This is a genomic window from Porphyrobacter sp. SLTP, from assembly GCF_009905735.1.
Classification (GTDB): Bacteria; Pseudomonadota; Alphaproteobacteria; order Sphingomonadales; family Sphingomonadaceae; genus Erythrobacter.
Genome location: NZ_JAAALE010000017.1, coordinates 1 through 17,224, shown reverse-complemented (window position 1 = coordinate 17,224; position 17,224 = coordinate 1). Strand labels below are relative to the sequence as shown.

The 17,224-nt window shown below is 65.8% G+C and carries 13 protein-coding genes; 4 read left to right on the top strand and 9 right to left on the bottom strand.

Annotation, left to right across the window (positions count from 1 at the left end):
- Window positions 1-16: 16 nt before the first annotated feature.
- The 3 genes from GVM20_RS13250 to GVM20_RS13240 are packed head-to-tail and all read left to right on the top strand — an operon-like array spanning window position 17 to window position 3,916.
- The gene (locus tag GVM20_RS13250) at window positions 17-1,141 is read left to right on the top strand and encodes a LacI family DNA-binding transcriptional regulator (RefSeq protein ID WP_166547665.1); all 1,125 of its coding nucleotides are present in this window, start codon (window positions 17-19) and stop codon (window positions 1,139-1,141) included.
- Window positions 1,138-2,922: an IlvD/Edd family dehydratase gene (locus tag GVM20_RS13245; protein ID WP_199799608.1), complete on the top strand. Its 1,785-nt coding sequence runs from the start codon at window positions 1,138-1,140 to the stop codon at window positions 2,920-2,922. Before GVM20_RS13250 ends, GVM20_RS13245 begins: the two co-directional genes overlap by 4 nt.
- A gap of 16 nt (window positions 2,923-2,938) precedes the next feature.
- On the top strand, window positions 2,939-3,916 hold the full coding sequence (locus GVM20_RS13240; protein WP_166547664.1) for a family 43 glycosylhydrolase: 978 nt from the start codon (window positions 2,939-2,941) through the stop codon (window positions 3,914-3,916).
- On the opposite strand, the gene GVM20_RS13235 is transcribed toward GVM20_RS13240, so the two are convergent.
- The 6 genes from GVM20_RS13235 to GVM20_RS13210 form a co-directional block, all read right to left on the bottom strand.
- Complete coding sequence (locus GVM20_RS13235; protein ID WP_166547663.1) at window positions 3,913-4,758, bottom strand: aldose 1-epimerase; 846 nt, start codon at window positions 4,756-4,758, stop codon at window positions 3,913-3,915. The genes GVM20_RS13240 and GVM20_RS13235 overlap by 4 nt on opposite strands.
- Window positions 4,759-4,780: 22 nt before the next feature.
- Window positions 4,781-6,103: a glycoside hydrolase 5 family protein gene (locus GVM20_RS13230; protein WP_166547662.1), complete on the bottom strand. Its 1,323-nt coding sequence runs from the start codon at window positions 6,101-6,103 to the stop codon at window positions 4,781-4,783.
- Window positions 6,100-8,013: a sialate O-acetylesterase gene (locus GVM20_RS13225; RefSeq protein ID WP_166547661.1), complete on the bottom strand. Its 1,914-nt coding sequence runs from the start codon at window positions 8,011-8,013 to the stop codon at window positions 6,100-6,102. The genes GVM20_RS13230 and GVM20_RS13225 overlap by 4 nt, the downstream gene beginning before the upstream one ends.
- Entirely contained in the window at window positions 8,013-8,891 is an 879-nt protein-coding gene (locus GVM20_RS13220) for an SMP-30/gluconolactonase/LRE family protein (RefSeq protein WP_234032013.1), read from the bottom strand. Before GVM20_RS13220 ends, GVM20_RS13225 begins: the two co-directional genes overlap by 1 nt.
- Entirely contained in the window at window positions 8,888-9,646 is a 759-nt protein-coding gene (gene xylB / locus GVM20_RS13215) for a D-xylose 1-dehydrogenase (protein WP_166547690.1), read from the bottom strand. Before xylB ends, GVM20_RS13220 begins: the two co-directional genes overlap by 4 nt.
- 100 nt (window positions 9,647-9,746) lie before the next feature.
- A complete protein-coding gene (locus tag GVM20_RS13210) occupies window positions 9,747-10,871 on the bottom strand; it encodes a fumarylacetoacetate hydrolase family protein (RefSeq protein ID WP_166547659.1) in 1,125 nt (374 codons plus the stop codon).
- A gap of 96 nt (window positions 10,872-10,967) precedes the next feature.
- On the opposite strand from GVM20_RS13210, the gene GVM20_RS13205 reads away from it, so the two are divergent.
- A complete protein-coding gene (locus tag GVM20_RS13205; RefSeq protein WP_234032011.1) occupies window positions 10,968-12,617 on the top strand; it encodes a glycoside hydrolase family 43 protein in 1,650 nt (549 codons plus the stop codon).
- Window positions 12,618-12,626: 9 nt separating this feature from the next.
- On the opposite strand, the gene GVM20_RS13200 is transcribed toward GVM20_RS13205, so the two are convergent.
- The 3 genes from GVM20_RS13200 to GVM20_RS13190 all read right to left on the bottom strand — a co-directional run.
- Window positions 12,627-13,751, bottom strand: coding sequence for a hypothetical protein (locus GVM20_RS13200; RefSeq protein WP_166547658.1), 1,125 nt, complete (start codon window positions 13,749-13,751; stop codon window positions 12,627-12,629).
- Between the two features lie 21 nt (window positions 13,752-13,772).
- Window positions 13,773-14,807, bottom strand: coding sequence for a glycoside hydrolase family 5 protein (locus tag GVM20_RS13195; RefSeq protein WP_166547657.1), 1,035 nt, complete (start codon window positions 14,805-14,807; stop codon window positions 13,773-13,775).
- Window positions 14,808-14,874: 67 nt separating this feature from the next.
- A partial coding sequence (locus GVM20_RS13190) for a glycoside hydrolase family 3 protein (RefSeq protein ID WP_199799606.1) occupies window positions 14,875-17,224 on the bottom strand: 2,350 nt, incomplete at its 5' end.

Sequence of the window (17,224 nt, the reverse complement as noted above, 5' to 3'; positions counted from 1 at the left end):
CAGTATGGCGGCAGCCATGAACAGCCCCAAATCCCTCACCGCAGAGACCACCGCCCCGGGCCGCAAACGCAATGCCCGGCGGAGCAATGCCGCCCCGACCATCACCGATGTCGCTCGCGAAGCGAAGTGCTCGCCCATGACCGTCAGCCGCGTCATCAATGGCGAGGAGAACGTGCGCGAGGATACCAAGCAGAAGGTCCTGAGCGCGATTGCGAAGCTCAATTACGTCCCCAACCGCGCGGCGCGCTCGCTGGCGGCGGGATCGCAGTTGCGGATCGCGCTATTGTTCGACAACCCGTCCGCCTCCTACCTCAGCGAATTCCTGATGGGCGCGCTGGAGGAGGCGAGCCGCCGCGACATCTATCTGGTGGTGCAGGCCTGCGAGAACACCACCGAAGCGCAGAAGGTGATCAAGAAGCTGCTCGACGGCGGGATCGAAGGCTTCATCCTGCCTCCGCCGCTGTGCGACGATCAGAACGTGCTCGACCAGATCCGCGCTGCGGGCGGGATCGCGGTCGCGGTCGGGCCGGGGCGGGCGACCGGCAGCCATGGCGCGGTGCTGATCGACGAGTTCCAGGCCGCCTATGACATGACCCGGCATATCATCAGCCTTGGGCATGAACGCATCGGCTTCATCATCGGCAATCCCGAACAGGTGGCGAGCGGCCGACGTCTGCTCGGCTATCGGTCGGCGATGGAGGATGCGGGGCTGGCGATTGACGAAAGCCTGATCGCACAGGGCCAGTTTACCTATCGGTCGGGCATGGTTGCGGCCGAAAAGCTGCTGAACGTCAGCCATCGCCCCACTGCGATCTTCGCGTCCAATGATGACATGGCCGCCGCCACGGTCGCCATGGCGCACCGACGGCATCTCGATGTGCCGGGTGACATCACCGTCTGCGGCTTTGACGATACCGAGCTTGCCAGCTCGATCTGGCCCGAGCTCACCACCATCCGCCAGCCGATCCGCGAAATGACTGCCGAGGCGGTCGCCATGATCGCCCGGGTCCACAAGCAGAAGCCGCGCATCGCCCGCGCCAAGGCCGAGCAGCTGACGCTCGCCTACCAGCTCATCCGCCGCAATTCCGATGCAGGGCCCAGCCTTGCCGCATCCTTCAGCAAGCCTCCCGGGAGCCCATGACCGATATGCCCACCCCCCGCCGTCTGCGTTCGCGCGACTGGTTCGACAACCGCGAACGTATGGATATGACGGCGCTCTACCTCGAGCGATTCATGAATTACGGGATCACGCCCGAGGAATTGCAAAGCGGCAAGCCGATCATCGGCATCGCGCAATCCGGCAGTGACCTCTCCCCCTGCAACCGCATCCATATCGATCTGGCGAAGCGCACCCGCGATGGCATCCGTGATGCAGGCGGCATCCCGATCGAATTTCCCGTCCACCCGATCTTCGAGAACTGCCGCAGGCCGACAGCGGCGCTGGATCGCAATCTGCTCTATCTCGGGCTGGTCGAGCTCTTGAACGGTTATCCGATCGATGGCGTGGTGCTGACCACCGGCTGCGACAAGACCACGCCGAGCCAGATCATGGCGGCAAGCACGGTCGATATTCCCGCTATCGTTCTGTCAGGCGGGCCGATGCTTGATGGCTGGCATGAAGGTGAGCTGGTCGGCTCTGGCACCGTCATCTGGCGCAGCCGCCGCAAGCTGGCGGCGGGCGAGATCGACGAGGACGAGTTCCTGCGCCGCGCGACCGACAGCGCGCCCTCTGCCGGGCACTGCAATTCGATGGGCACGGCGAGCACGATGAATGCGGTGGCCGAGGCACTCGGAATCTCGCTCACCGGCTGCGCGGCGATCCCTGCGCCGTATCGCGAACGCGGGCAGATGGCCTATCGCACCGGGCGGCGGATTGTCGAGATGGTGCGGGAAGACCTGAAGCCGTCCGACATTCTCACCCGCAAGGCGTTCGAAAACGCGATTGCCGCCGTCAGCGTGATCGGCGGATCGTCCAACGCGCAGCCGCATATCATGGCGATGGCCGCACACGCGGGCGTGAGCCTCGAAACCGATATCTGGCAGAAGCACGGCTATGACCTGCCGCTGCTGGTGAACATGCAGCCTGCGGGCCAATATCTGGGCGAGCGCTTCCACCGCGCGGGCGGGGTTCCGGCGGCCTTGTGGGAGCTGATGCAGGCGGGCAAGCTACATGGCGACTGCCTCACCTGCACCGGCCGGACGATGGCCGAAAACCTGTCGGGCGCGGAAAGCCACGATCGCGAAATGATCCGGCCCTTCGCCGATCCGCTGATCGACCGGGCGGGGTTCATGGTGCTGTCGGGCAATCTGTTCGACTTTGCGATCATGAAGACCTCGGTGATCTCCGAGGCGTTCCGCGCGCGCTACCTCTCGCGACCCGGCAGGGAAGGCGTGTTCGAAGCCCGCGCGATCGTGTTCGACGGGTCGGACGATTACCACCACCGCATCAACGACCCGGCGCTCAATATCGACGAGGATTGCATTCTGGTGATCCGCGGCTCGGGCGTGGTCGGCTGGCCGGGCAGCGCGGAGGTCGTGAATATGCAGCCGCCCGATGCGATGATCCGCGCGGGCAAGCAATGGTTGCCGACGCTGGGCGACGGGCGGCAATCGGGGACCAGCGACAGCCCCTCGATCCTCAACGTCAGCCCGGAAAGCGCGGTTGGCGGCGGGCTGGCGTGGCTGCGAACGGGCGACATCGTCCGCGTCGATCTCAACACCCGGCGCTGCGATGCGCTGGTTGAGGAGGAAGAAATCGCGCGGCGGCTGGCTGAGGAGACCTGTCCGCCGGTGACCGAAAGCCAGACCCCGTGGGAGGAACTCTACCGCGAAAAGACCGGCCAGTTGGCGGAAGGCGGGGTGATGGAGTTTGCGCTCAAGTACCGCGGCACGGCGAAGAAGCTGCCGCGGCACAACCATTGATCGGGGAGCGGCACTGATGCGCCATCTCGCCCTGACACTGCTGCTTGCGGCCACCCCGCTCGCGGCAGAGGAACCCGCGCCGGGGAGCAACCCGATCATCCGCGACCGCTTCACCGCCGACCCCGCGCCGGTGGTGATCGGCGACCGCCTGTGGCTCTACACCGGCCATGACGAGGCGGGTGAGGGCGAGATGTTCAATATGAAGGAGTGGCTCGCCTACTCCACCACCGACATGCGGACGTGGACCTATCACGGCCCGATCATGAAAGTGGCCGACTTCACGTGGGCCTCCAGGGACGCCTGGGCCGCGCAGGTGATCGCAAAAGGCGGGCGTTACTGGCTCTACGCGGCGGTCGAGCATGATGAGACCAAGCCCGGCAAGGCGATTGCAGTGGCGGTTGCAGACCGTCCCGAAGGCCCCTTCACCGACGCCAAGGGCGCCGCGCTCATCAGCAACGACATGACCCCCAAGGGCACGCACAGCTGGGAGGACATCGACCCCACCGTCTTTACCGACACGGACGGCACCACCTGGATCGCGTGGGGCAACCGCCAGTGCTATATCGCCAGGCTCGGTGCGGACATGGTCAGCATTGACGGCCCAATCCGCGAGATCACCCCGCCGCATTTCGAGGAAGGCCCGTGGCTGCATCAGCGGGGCGGGCTCTACTACCTCACCTACGCCTCACTGGATCGCGCGACCCATACCGACGAACGGGTGTCCTATGCTACGGCGACCGCGCTGGATGGGCCGTGGACCTACCGCGGCGAGCTGACCGGATCGGGGGAGGGCAGCTTCACCATCCACCCCGGCATCGCCGAATTCAAAGGCCAGTGGTATCTCTTTCTCCACAACGCCGCGCTGACCATTGGGAAGCGGAAAGGCGCGCTCGGGCGGCGGGCGGTGACGGTGGAGCACCTGCGCTATGACGATGAAGGGCTGATGCGCCCCGTCACTCAGACCGCCGCGGGCGTGACCGCACCTGCGCCTTAGGCGACACCGATCCGCAGGGTGACGCGCACCGTCTCGCCCGGCGCGCAGAGCGGCATCGCTCCGGCATTGGCGGCATCGGGCAGGTGGCTGACCGGCTCCAGACACAGGATTGCGGGATCGTCAGGCGCGTAGAGATGCAGCAGCCCCGCGACCTCCGCCACAAGCGTGATTGTGCCGCAATCATCGGTGACGCTCGCCGTGCCGTCCCAGCCGGTGAAGCAATGGTCAATCAGGCCCGCAGGCAAGCCCGCGCCCACCGCGAAATCGGCGAAATGGGCAGGCGGCAGGCTCTCGCCCGTGGGGATCAGGTCGGCGCCGACTGCCACCACACCTGCCGCCGCAAACCGCACCCGGCTTTCCGGGCAGCGGCGCAGGTAGGGATGGAGCCCGAGGCCCGCAGGCATCACCCGCTCTGACAGATTGGTCAGCGACAGCGTGATCGAACACCCGGCATCGCTCAGCACAATCTGCTGGCGCGCCAGATAGGCCCACGGCCACCCCGGCGCTGCGCCATCATGGCGATGCACCAGCGTGCAGTGGGCGGGGCCGTGGCTCTCCACCGCCCAGGGCGATTGCCAGCCATGGCCGTGGATCGCATGAGGTTCGGGGAGGAAATTGCGCACCAGCGCCACCTCCGTCCCCTCCCAATCGAACCGCCCTTCGGCAATCCGGTTGCACCACGGCACCAGCGGAAAACACGCAGCATCGAGCGGCGAGCGCGAGCTCGGCGGCATCGTCCGCAGCACCGGCACTTCGCCATACGCCAGCGCCGCGATCAGCCCGCCCGCATCCGGCAGCACCCGCGCGTGCCAGGCACCGCTCTGGAGAACAAGCTCGGCCATCGCCGGGGAAACCTTTGTGCAATCAGTCTGTCAGCGCGCGGGCGGCGTGGGCGCGGATCCGATCCTGCATCCCGGCGTCGCTGTCGAACACGCCGTACCAGCCCTGCGGCTCGTGCGGCGGGTCGCCCATATAGGCGGCATCGCCGGTGGCAAAGCGGAAATCGGCATGGGCCGCGCGGGCCTCGCCATTCCACGCCCAGAAGTTGCTCCCCGCGATCACCCCGCCGCTGCGCCAACTGGCTTCGACCGCGTCGTAGATGACGCCGTAATAGGCTTCGCGGAAGGTGGTCGCGGCCTCCGGCGCATAGGCCTCGCCATCGCGCGGGAAGCCGAACTCCTCGATCACCAGCGGCTTGCCGAGGCGCTCGGCAATGGCGACATGGGCGGCGATGTAATCGGCGACCTTGCGGCGGCCTTCGGGCCAGGTGCCGGCCAGATCGCTCCCCGCCACCCAGCCCCAGTTGAGCGGCCAGATATGGACGGTGACATAGTCCACATCGCGGTGCGCAGCGGCGACCAGTTCCGCATCACCGTTGGTCGCCTGCGTTCCTTCCTGCCCGAGGCTCACCAGATGCCGCGGCGCACCCGCACGGATCAGCGCGGCAGTCTCGGCAATCCACGCCAGATAGGCCGCGCGGTTCGCGGCAATCGCGGCCTTGCTCCCGCCCGGACGCGGTTCATTGGCGAGCTGCCAGCTCATGATCGCCGGGTCTTGCGCATAGGCGATGCCGGTCACGGTGTTGCGGCGGGCCAGCAGGCTGCGGATATGCTTGCGGTACAGCGCGACGGCGTCCCGGTTGGCATAGACGGCGGCGGTGGCATCGGCAAAGGCGGGCCACGGATGCGCCGGATCGCCCATGTCGATGTAAGTGCCGGTGGTGCGGTAGAGCAGGGTCTGCAAGCCGCCCGACCATTCCCAGAAGTTCGACAGCACCAGCACCGCGGTCATCCCGCGCTTTGCGATCTGTGCCAGCGCGAAGTCGAGACCTGCGAACAGCACCGGATTGGCGCTGCCATCGCGGCGGGTGAAGCCGGGCGTGATCGCATTCTTCAGCGGGCCTTCCTCGGCCGCCGCCATGATCCTGAGATTGTTGATGCCGAGCGCGTGCAGCCGGTCAAGCTCGCGGATCAGCCGCGCGCGGTTGCCATAGGCCGCGTCCGCGCCCAGCCATGCGGCATACCACAGGTTCGCGCCGGTGATCCGGTAAGGCGCGTTGGCCCGGACAAGCTGCGTGCCTTCACGGGTGACGAAGCCGGGCGCACTGCTCTCGCCCCGCGCCGGGATGCTGCCCAGCGCCAGCGCCCCCGCCGCTCCGGCGACGGCCTCACGGCGGGTCAGCCTCACGGCGCGATATCGAGGCCGAAGCCGGGGACGGGCATCCCTTCGCCATCGACCAGATTGACCACTGGCGCATCGGCCCAGGCATAGCGCACGCGGGTGGGCGTCATGCCCTGCGGCACCGCGATCACCATGCGGCTGCCATCAAGGCTGGCCAGCGCAAAGCGGCAGGTGCCGGGGTTGGGCTCGCACAGTTCGACGCCGAGCGGGTAGGGCCCGCCCTGTGCCTGCAATGCGCCGGCGATCCCGGTGAAGCTGACGGTGACATTCGTGCCTTCGCGCACCGCGCGTTCGGGCATCGGCAGCGTGCGGCCATTGAAGGCTTCGGCCAGCCGCTTGCCCAGATCGTTCTTGTTGGCGGGATGGATGTCGGTCGGCTCGCCAATGTCGATCGCGGTGACGAGTGCGGCATTGGCATCGGCGGCGACAGCGCGGCGCTGTTCGTCGCGCAGCTGGCCCCAGCCGGATTCGGCCGGAGCAGGGCGGCGCTCGCCCCAATCGGCCAATTGCACCACCAGCATCCGGGTCTGCGGGCCGAACTGGCGGCGCCATCCGGCAAACAGGCTGGCAAGCTTGGCATCATAGGCGGGTTGGCCCGCATCGGATTCGCCCTGATACCACGCCACGCCCGCAAGCGTCATCGCACCGAGCGGCGCGATCATTGCGTTGTGCATCACCCCGATCCCCGCATTGGCATCCCACGGCGCGCGGGGCGGGACATCGGTGACGCTGGTGGTCGCATAGTCCCAATCCGCGCCCAGCGGCACGCGCTCACCATTGGCGGCGGTGAAGTGCAGCCGCTCCGGCCCGGCGAAAAAGCCGCCGGTGTCCCACATATTGTTGGCCGCAATCAGGATGGTGTTTTCGCCCGGCTTCAGGTGCTTGGCCGGCACACGGTAGGTGCGCTCCACCCCCCAGCCGAAAGTGTAGCCGATCGGGTGGCCGTTGACGAAGGTCAGGTCGAGATCGTCGATCGCGCCGATGGCGAGGCTGCCGTCACCCTTGGCCTGTGCGGCGGTCAGCGTGATGGTCTGGCGCAGCCACACATTGGCGCGCGGGTTGGTGTCGAGCCCAGTGCCCTTCCACTCGTTCCAGAACGAAAATTGCGGGATCGGCTTCCAGTCGAGCAGCGCGGGATTTTTCCACGGCTCACGCCCGTTGTCTTGCGACCGCCACCAGTCGAACCACTGCGGCACGAAGGCCTGGGCGGCGGCATAGGGATCGCGGGCGTAGAGGGCGAGCTGATCGAGCGCGGCCTGTCCGTGGCGTTCGCGCGCGCCTTGCGGATCGTACCACGCCCGCGCGGCGCTGCCGCCCCAGTTCGAATGGATGAGGCCGATGGGCGTTGCGGGGTCTTTCTTCCGCAGCGCCTTGGCCATGTAGAAGCAGGCGGCGGAAAAGGGCGCGACCGTTTCGCTGGTCGCCGGCGTCCAAACGACCGGGCTGGCGAATTGCGCGAGCGGCAAAGGCGCGGTCGCCTTCGGAATCATCAGCAGCCGGATGCCATCATCGGCGGCAAGGCGCAGCTGGTTGTAGACATCGAGCGCCCGATCGACCGAAAGCTCCATGTTGGATTGGCCGCCACACAGAAAAACATGGCCGATCAGGATGTTACGATAGGTTGTTGAGCCTGAGGAATCGCTGATCGTCAGGGTGTGCGGCGCGGCGGAGTTGGATTGCGCGGGCAAGGTGGCCAAAAAGGCGCCGTTGGCGTCGGATTCCGCAGTGGTTGCGCGGTCATCGAGACGTAGTGTCACGGTTGTTGCCGGTTTTGCCCGCCCGGAGAGCGTCAGCGGCGCGCCGGATTGCAGCACCATGTTGTCACCAAATCCGGCGTCCAGCACAGGGTTGGAAAGGGCTGCGGCGGACCAGAGGGTCGCAAGAGTGACCGGCAAGACCTTGAAAAGGCGAAGCATCAGGTGAGCCTCGCACGGGTTTGCGCAAACCCGGCAACGGGCGCGGCGAAGGCAAACAGGCTTCCGGCGAGCGGCCTCTCCGCCATGTCCTGTTGGGACATATTCTTGGTCGCGGAAGTGACGAAACCCGTTTTGCAGTCTGTCCCGCCGAACGCCATCTTGGTGATGTCGCGGGCGGGCATCGGAATGGTGGCGACCAGCGTGCCATCGGGCGAAAAGCGGGCGACGCAGCTGCCAAGATAGAGCCCGGTCCAGACATGATCCTCGGCGTCGACCACCGGGCCATCGGGGTAGGCGGTAGGGAAGTGCGCCCCGGTATCGGCGAAGACCCGTGCCTCACCTACACCGGCGGGCGAAAGGTCGGCGACCATGATCTTCTGGGCGAGGGTATCGGTGAAGTAGATCCGGTCCCCCTGCGCATTGACGGCCGGGCCATTGGTGATCGCGATCCCGCTCGGCCCGGCAGGACGGACCTCGCCCCGGCCGAAAACATAGAACCGGCCCGACTTTGCCCCCTCGGCATCATCCATCGACCCGAACCAGACCCGCCCCCAGGGATCGGTGCAAGCATCATTGAGCCGGTTGGTGGCAGGCTCTCCCGAAACCGCGCAAAGCCTTGTGAAAGCTTGAGATTCCGGCGCGAAAATGTAGAGCCCGTCCTTCAATCCGCATAGCAATCCGCCCCCATCCGCAGGGATCGCCCAGCCGATCTGTTCGGGCGCTTCGGTAAAGCCGTTGCTGCCGGTGGCCGGGTCAAGGTGCCACAACCGCTTGCGCTTGATATCGACGAACCACACGATCGCCCGCTCTGCATCCCACAGCACGCCTTCACCCAGCAAGGTGTCGGCGGCGAGCACGGCGGTGACCGGCAGGCTCATCTCCATCCGGCATCGACCCAGTAATTGTGCGCGGTGCAATAACGCGCATCGTCCGAGGCGAGGAAGAGAGCCATCGCGGCAATATCGACGGGCTGAATGCGGCCGTCAAGGCATTGGGCCGCAACGATTTCTGCCTCACCTTCGGGCGAATACCACTGCATCTGGCGCGGGGTCTGGACGTTGCCGGGGATGATCGTGTTGACCCGGATGTTGTCGCGTCCCAGCTCGCGCGCCAAGCTGCGGGTCAGGCCTTCAATCGCGGCCTTGGCGGTCTGGTAGATCACCAGATCCTTGAGCCCCAGATGCCAGCTGATCGAGCCCATATTGACGATCGACCCTCCGCCAGCCGCCCGCATCGCGGGGAGCACGGCTTTGGCGGCGAAGAACTGGTGCTTGAGGTTCACCGCCATCCGCTCGTCCCAATAGGCCGGGGTGACATCATCGAGCGCATGGCGATCATCGCTCGCCGCGTTGTTGATCAGCACGTCACAGCCGCCGAGCTTGGCGATCAGCTTTTCGATCTTGTGCCCGTAATCGGCGCAATCGGTGATGTCGCAGCGCAGGAAATGCGGCGGGATTTCGACATCCGCAAGCCGCCGGATGAGCTGTTCGCTCGGGCTTTCCTGAATGTCGACAAAGGCGACGGCCGCGCCTTGCCGGGCGAAGGCTTCCACCACCGCCTCACCAATGCCGGAGCCGCCACCGCTGACGATCACCTTGCGCCCGGTAAGGCTCGGGTAGATCGCGCTGTGCACGCCAGCGCTGCTCGAATGCGCGTCCAAAACTTGTCCCCATCCCTCAGTGACGCGGCGGATGATCCCTAACCGGCGCGCCTTGTCAAATCGTGTCGTGCCGTCAGATGCGGTCGATGAGACCGCGTGCGGCAAGGTTGCTAACGAAACCGCCGATCCCCATCGTCCATGCCGGAGCATCGCGCGAGGTTGTGACGGTGTTGGTCAAAGTGCCGAGCCGGTGCGAACGGATCGTCACCACATCGCCCACCTTGTGCGTGAAACCCGTCCCCGGCGTGTCGCGGTCCTGCGTCGGCGCGAACAGCGTCCCGCAGAACAGGACGAAGCCATCGGGGTAGTGATGCTCCGACAGGCACTGCGCCACCAGATCAAGCGGATCGCGGCTGATCTGGCTCATGTCGTTGCGGCCTTCGAGGCGGTAACCCTCGGGGCCGTCGATAGTGAGTTCGACATCGGCGCTGCGCACATCATCGATCGTAAAACCGCCGTCAAACAGGCGGATAAAGGGGCCAATCGCGCAGCTGGCAGTGTTGTCCTTCGCTTTGGACAGCAGCAGGGCAGAGCGGCCTTCGAAATCGCGCAGGTTGACGTCATTGCCAAGGGTCGCGCCAATCACTGCGCCATGCGCATCGCAGACCAGCACGACTTCAGGCTCGGGATTATTCCAGTGCGAATCCGATCGCACCCCGACCATCGCGCCCGTGCCCACGGCCGACAGCACCGGCGCCTTGGAGAAGATCTCCGCATCCGGGCCGATCGCGACTTCGAGATATTGCGACCACATGCCTTCTTCAATCAGCACGGTCTTCAATTGCGCCGCAGCCTCGCTGCCCGGGACGACGGCGCGGATTCCGGCGCCGACCTTGTCCTCAAGCTGCGCGCGGATCGCGGCGGCTTCATTGGCATCGCCGCGGGCGCGTTCTTCGATTACGCGCTCGATGGCCGAGACTGCAAAGGTGACGCCGCTGGCCTTGATGCATTGCAGGTCGATGGGTGTGAGCAGGTGCCAGCCTGCGGGCAAACCGTCCTCGACCGGGCCGATCACTGTGCCGCCGCTGAAGCTGCGCCGCGCGATGGCACCAGAGACAGTGCTGGCGATGCTGGTCAAATCATGGATCATGCCGCCTTCGATGGCGATAACGCACGGCCCGTCGGGCGATTGCGCCCGGCCGATGAAATGGCCCTGGCGGTAATCCGCCGGCAGACTTTCCAGTATCCTTTCGGCCATTGCTGGCTCTTGCCCTCCTGATTGATAGCGCTACCATAGAACCGCAATCACGGGCCGACAAGCCCCCAAAGCAAGCGATAATCGGGAGAGATTGGGATGAAACGCAAGATGACCGGACTGGTGAGCGCGCTCGCGCTGATGGTGACGGCTGAGGCCGCCGCGGCGCGTGATGTGACCGCCGCCTTCGGCTATCTCGCCTACGAATCGACCGCGGCCGAAGCGCCTGTTCCTGACGACGCGTTCCGCAATCCGGTGTTGCCCGGTTTCCACCCCGATCCGTCGATCGTGCGGGTCGGCGACGATTTCTATGCCGTCACTTCGACCTTCAGCTGGTTTCCCGGCCTGCCGATCCTGCACAGCACCGATCTGGTCAACTGGCGGATCATCGGCAATGCCATCGACCGCCCGACTCAGCTCGATTTCAGCGGGCTTGGCACCAATCGCGGGCTGTTTGCCCCGGCGATCACATATCACGGCGGCAAGTTCTGGATCGTCAACACCTGCATCGAATGCGGCGGCAATTTCGTCATCACTGCCACCGATCCAGCCGGCCCGTGGAGCGATCCGGCGTGGCTCGATTTCGGCGGCATCGATCCCTCGCTGTTCTTCGATGCGGATGGCAAGGCGTGGATCGTCTACAACGACGCGCCTCCGGGTGAGCCGAAATATGAAGGCCACCGAGCGTTGTGGCTGCAAGAGTTCGATCCGGCGGCGATGAAAGTGCTGCCGGGACGCACCTTGCTGGTGGATGGCGGTGTCGACCCCAGCACCAAGCCGATCTGGGCCGAAGGGCCGCATATCTACCAGATCGGCGCATGGTACTATCTGCTCACGGCCGAGGGCGGCACGGCGGACCAGCATTCGCAGACGATCTACCGCGCGCCCAAGGTGACGGGGCCTTACACCCCCGGACCGTTCAACCCGATCCTGACCCAGCGCGATCTGCCCGCTGGCCGGCCTGACCGGGTCGAGGCCACCGGCCATGCTGACATCGTGCAGCTGGATGACGGATCGTGGTGGGGGGTGTTCCTCGCTACGCGTCCCTTCGACGGGCAATCGACGCTGATGGGGCGCGAGACGTTCCTGCTGCCGCTGAAGTGGGTGGACGGCTGGCCGCGCTTTCTCGACACGCAGGCGGCGGTGCCGCTGGTGCTGAACAAGCCGGACCTGCCCGCATCGCCCGCGTCCGCCTGGACAAGCTGGCGCGATGAATTCGATGCCGCTCTTTCCGATGAATGGATCGGCCTGCGCACACCGGGCCAGACCTCGCAATTCGCCATCGCGGCGGGGGAGTTGCGGATGATCGCCGGGCCAGCGGCGGCGGGCAGCCTCGGCAAGCCCGCGTTCGTCGGACGCCGCCTGCGGCATCATAAGGCCGAATTTACCACCCGCCTCGCCTTCACGCCCGAACGCAGCGGCGATTTTGCCGGGCTGCTCGCCTTCATGGACGAGACCCATTTCCTCGCCGCGGGCAAGGAGCGGGGGCGATTGGTGGTGCGGCTGCGCACTTCGGCCGAGCAGGGCAGCAGCGGGGAGATCGTCGCCGAACAACCGCTGACCACCGACGCGCCGATCGAACTCAAGCTCGCGCTCGATGGCGGCAGCGCGCGGGTATACTGGCGCGCGGCGGGAGAGAATGCATGGCAGGCCGTCGGCGGCCCGATCAATGTCGAGCCGCTCGCCTCGGTCCATGCCGGGCTGTTCACTGGACTGGTGGTCGGCCCCTATGCCTTCTCGCCGGGTTAGCGGGCAGGGTCAGTTGGTCTTGAAGACATAGACCGGCCCGATCTCGACCGATTGCACAGCGCCTGCAAAATGGAGCGTGATCGTCGCATCCCCGGCACCAAACCCGCGTGAGGCGGTGAAGGGCAGGTTCACCATCTGCCAGCGGTCGCCGATCTTGAAGACCTTGTCGCCGAAGCCTTCGTAAGGCGGGGTGCTGCTCTGCATCCGGGCATAGATCAAACCCTTGCCGTCATCGGTCTGCGCGCTGATTGTGCGCGCGACCACGGCGACTACGAACTGATCGCCCTCCTTGACCTCGGGAATGATCGGGAGCGCGGTGGTGAGATCCCAGCGGTTTTCGCCGACCTGCGTGGTGGTGAAGCGGGTGGCTTTCTGGAGCCAGATTTCGGGGATATCGAGCCCCTGCCAAGTCCCGCCTGTACCGCCATGAGCCCAGGCGCGGTTGATCGGATCATTGATCAACTGCCCGGCGCTGCGCAGGGAATCGGGCATTTCGATGCTGGCCGGGTCTTTCAGGCTCGGCTGCGACGCGGCGGCGGCGACCTGCTTGGCAACGATGGTGGGCGACCCCTTTACCACGATCGTTTGGCCGATCTCGATCTGCTGCCGCGCACCTGCCAACTGCAGCGCGACAATGGCATCGGCCTTGCGGATGCGCTTGTCGGCACGCGCGCTCACCTCGTACCATTCCCAGTCCGAGCCGACGAGCACGTTGGTGTCGCCAAACCCGCCATAGGGCGCGGCGTTTTCCTGAAAGCGCACGCCGATGATCCCCTTGCCGTCCGACCTTTCGGTGCTGACGCTGCGGGCGTAGAAGCCCACCGTGACCTGATCGCCCGCGCTGATCTCGGAGAGCAGCGGCACGTTGGTGGCGACGGTGTAGGGAAACGCGCCCTTGGCCTTGATGTCGAATACCCGCGCCGCGCCGCCGCCGGGAATGTCGGCCGCCTGCCGCCCGCTGGTCTCGAAGCTCTCGCCATAGCTCGCCCAATCGATCCGGGTCGGATCGTTGATGAGGTCGCCCGGCACCTGTTCGTCAAACGCGGCGAGTTCTGGCGGGAGCTGGGCCAGGGCAGGCAAGGCCAAAGCCAGCAGGGCTGCGCCTGCGGTAAGGGTGATCGACGTAGGGTTCATAACCTTAAGGCTCCTCATCCTTCAGTTCTGTTCCTTCAGGCCCACCGCACCCAGCATTCCCGGCAGCCATTTGCGCTGGTTCTGATCATAGAACGGGAAGGTGTTGGTGTAGGCCCACATGCACACGCCGATCCCGGTGGGGGCAAAGGCATCGGTGATCATGCGGTGATACTTCACCCGGTCGGCCAACGGAATGTGCGCATCGTAAGCGCCGACTTCGCCCATGAATGGCGTCTTGCCGGTGCGGGCAATGTAGGTCTGGATCGCGGCCACATCGCGGGCGAGCTGGGCGGCATCCTGCGTCGTCGGGAACACGCGGCCCACCGGCGGCATATCGGGCTTGGTCCACTCCGCCCCCTGATGGGTATAGGTGAACGGATCATAGTAGTGGAACGTCGGGTGGATGTTCGGGTCTTCGGGCAGCGGCAGCGTTTCGAGTGACTTGATCCCGCTCCAGTTCTCCCCGCCGATAATCACCGCGCGGGTCGGGTGCAGCGCGCGCACTTCCTTCAGCGCCGGGGCGAGGGTGGCGAGCAGATTGCTGTGGTTGAAGTTCTTGTGCGGCTCGTTCTCGAGTTCGAACCACAAGGTGGCTTCGGGATAGCCCGCAAACCGCGCGGCGATCTGCTTCCAGACCCCGCCATGCCATGCGGCCACGGCGAGCGGATCGTCATGGATCGGGTCAAAGTGGTGGCTGTTGAGGATGACGTTGAGCTTTGCCTCCAGCGCCCAGTCGACGATTTGCTGCACCCGGTCCATCCACTTGGGATCGACCGTGTAAGGCGGCTTGTCGCTGGACTTGTTGTGCCAGCGCACCGGGATGCGGACGGTGTCGAAACCGGCCGCGGCGATCCGCTCGAAATCTGCCTTGCGCGCCGGAGCGCCCCCCCATGCGCCTTCGGTCATCGGTTCCAGCGTGTTGCCCATGTTGATGCAGGTGCCGACCGGCAGGGGCTTGGTGACAGGCGCCGGTGATTGCGGGGCCTGCGCCAGCGTGGCGGATGCCAGCCCAAGCGCCGCGACGCTCAATGCCGATGCCAAAGCAAAGCGTTTCATTGGTCTCTCCCTTGATGCAGCCTTTTCGGCTTGCTTGCTTGTTCCCCAGCCCGATACCGCTAGCGCGTCAGCGGCACAGCAATACCGCTTCCGCATCGCTCCCCAACCGCACTTCGGCGATGGCGAAATCGGCCTTGCCCTCGGTTTCCAGCACGAAGGGACGGGTCAGCTTTGCAACGTCCGCACCCTTGTCGCGCAGGCATTTGAGCGGGATGCCATAGCGGACGTAGTCACCACTGACCGGCAGAGCGATCTCGGCAAATCCGCGGCTGCCGGGGCCGGTCGCACCGATCCTTGCCTTGGCGGGTGCGTGCCAGCTGCGCAGCGTCACCAGCAGCATGACATCGCCATTGGCTTCGCGCGCGACATCGACCCCATCGAGATTGCCGAGCTGCACGCTCGCATTCCCACCCGTGATCGCAAAGCGCTTGGCGCCTTCCTGCACCTTGTAGTTCTCAGCCGTCACCCGCATCCGTCCGCCCAGCGCCTCGGCGGGGAGGGTGGTGACGCGGGTTTCGACTTCGCCGTCGGTGCCGGTAAGCATCAGTGACCAGCGCGCCGCCGGGGTGCCCGCGTTGAACCACACGCGGCTGTCGCCCGTTAGGCTTTGGGTGTCGAGTTCGGGCAGCACCGTCCAGTCGCCCGCCTTCGCGCTGTAAGTGAGACCGAAGCCGAGTGGGAACAGCGCGCCTTCGCTCAGCAGCGTGGTGCGGGGCCATGCGGCAGGCAGAGTGCCGGTGAAATCGAACCGCGGCTTGCCCGCGCTATCAGCCACCAGCACATCGGCCACCCCGCCGCCCTCGCTACCCGGCAGCCATGCGACCACGAAAGCGTCAGCGGTGTTGAGCGCGGGGTTCACATAAAGCGGCCGCCCGGTGATCATGACGGCGATCACCGGAATACCCTCGGCCTGCAATTTGCGCATCGTCGCGTAAGGTGCGGTCAGTTGCGGATCGAGCACCAAGGCCGCCCGGTCGCCCTGAAACTCTGCATAGGGCGTCTCGCCGAACACCACCACGGCGGCATCGGGCTTTTCGGTGTAGCTGCCGTCGGGTGAGAGCACGGCGCTGCCGCCGCCGGCCTCAACCGCTTGCTTCAATCCGCCCCACACCGAGGTTGCGCCGGGGAAGTGGCGGTTATCGATCCCGGTGCCTTGCCAGGTGAGCGTCCAGCCACCGGCCTGCCGCGCGATGTCATCGGCCCCGTCGCCCGCAACCAGCAGCCGCTTGCCCGGAGCGAGCGGGAGCACGCCCTGGTTCTTGAGCAGCACCAGTGACTTGCGCACCGCCTCGCGCGCAACCGCACGGTGTTCGGGCGCGCCGAGCAGCTCGTATTGGCCGGAATAGGGGCGGTCGGACGGCTTGCCCGCGTCAAACAGCCCGAGCCGCGCCTTGACCCGCAGAATCCGCGCCACGGCATCGTCGATCCGCGCGATCGGGATCGCACCGGACTTTGCCCGCGCCAGCAGATCATCGTAAATCGGCTTCCACGTATCGGGCGCCATATACATGTCGAGGCCCGCCAGCAGCGCCTGCGGGCAGGCTTCGTTGGTGCAGCCCGCAACCTGCCCATGGGCGTTCCAGTCGGAAACGACGAAACCGCCGAAATCCATCCGCTCTTTGAGAACGCCGGTGATCAGCGAACGGTTGCCGGTCATCTTGACGCCCTGCCAGCTGGAGAAGCTGACCATCACGGTAGAAACGCCCTCGGCAATCGCCGGGCCATAGGGTTTGCCGTGAATGTCGCGCAAAGCCTCCTCGCTGACCGAACTGTCGCCCTGATCGACGCCGTTATCGGTGCCGCCGTCGGCGAGGAAATGCTTGGTCGAAGCGATCACGTAAGGTCCGGCCAGCAGATTGTCGCCTGCGGGCGGCCCCTGCAACCCGCGCACCATCGCGCCGACATAGGACGCGACAATTTCGGGATCGGAGGAATAGCCCTCGTAAGCGCGGCCCCAGCGGAAATCCTGCGGCACGGCGACGGTGGGCGCAAAGGTCCATTCCTGCCCGGTGACCCGGATCTCCTTGGCCGTGATCGCGCCGATCCGCTCGATCAGCGCCGGATCGCGCATCGCGCCAAGCCCGATATTGTGCGGGAAGATCGTCGCGCCAATGATGTTGGAGTGGCCGTGGACCGCGTCGATGCCCCAGATCATCGGGATGCCCACCCCACCGTCCGACGTGTCGACCGAGGCGAGGTAGAAATCGTCCGCGGCCTTCAGCCAATCGGGCGCGGGGGACAAGTCGTTGCCGTTTGGGCCACTATTTCCGCCGACGAGCAACGAGCCGAGCTTGTATGTCCGGAAGTCATCAGGCGTGACGCAGCACAGATCGGCCTGCACCAACTGGCCGACCTTTTCCTCGATCGTCATGCGAGCCATCAGCGCGGCAATCCGCGCCTCGTGCTCTGGGCGGGTG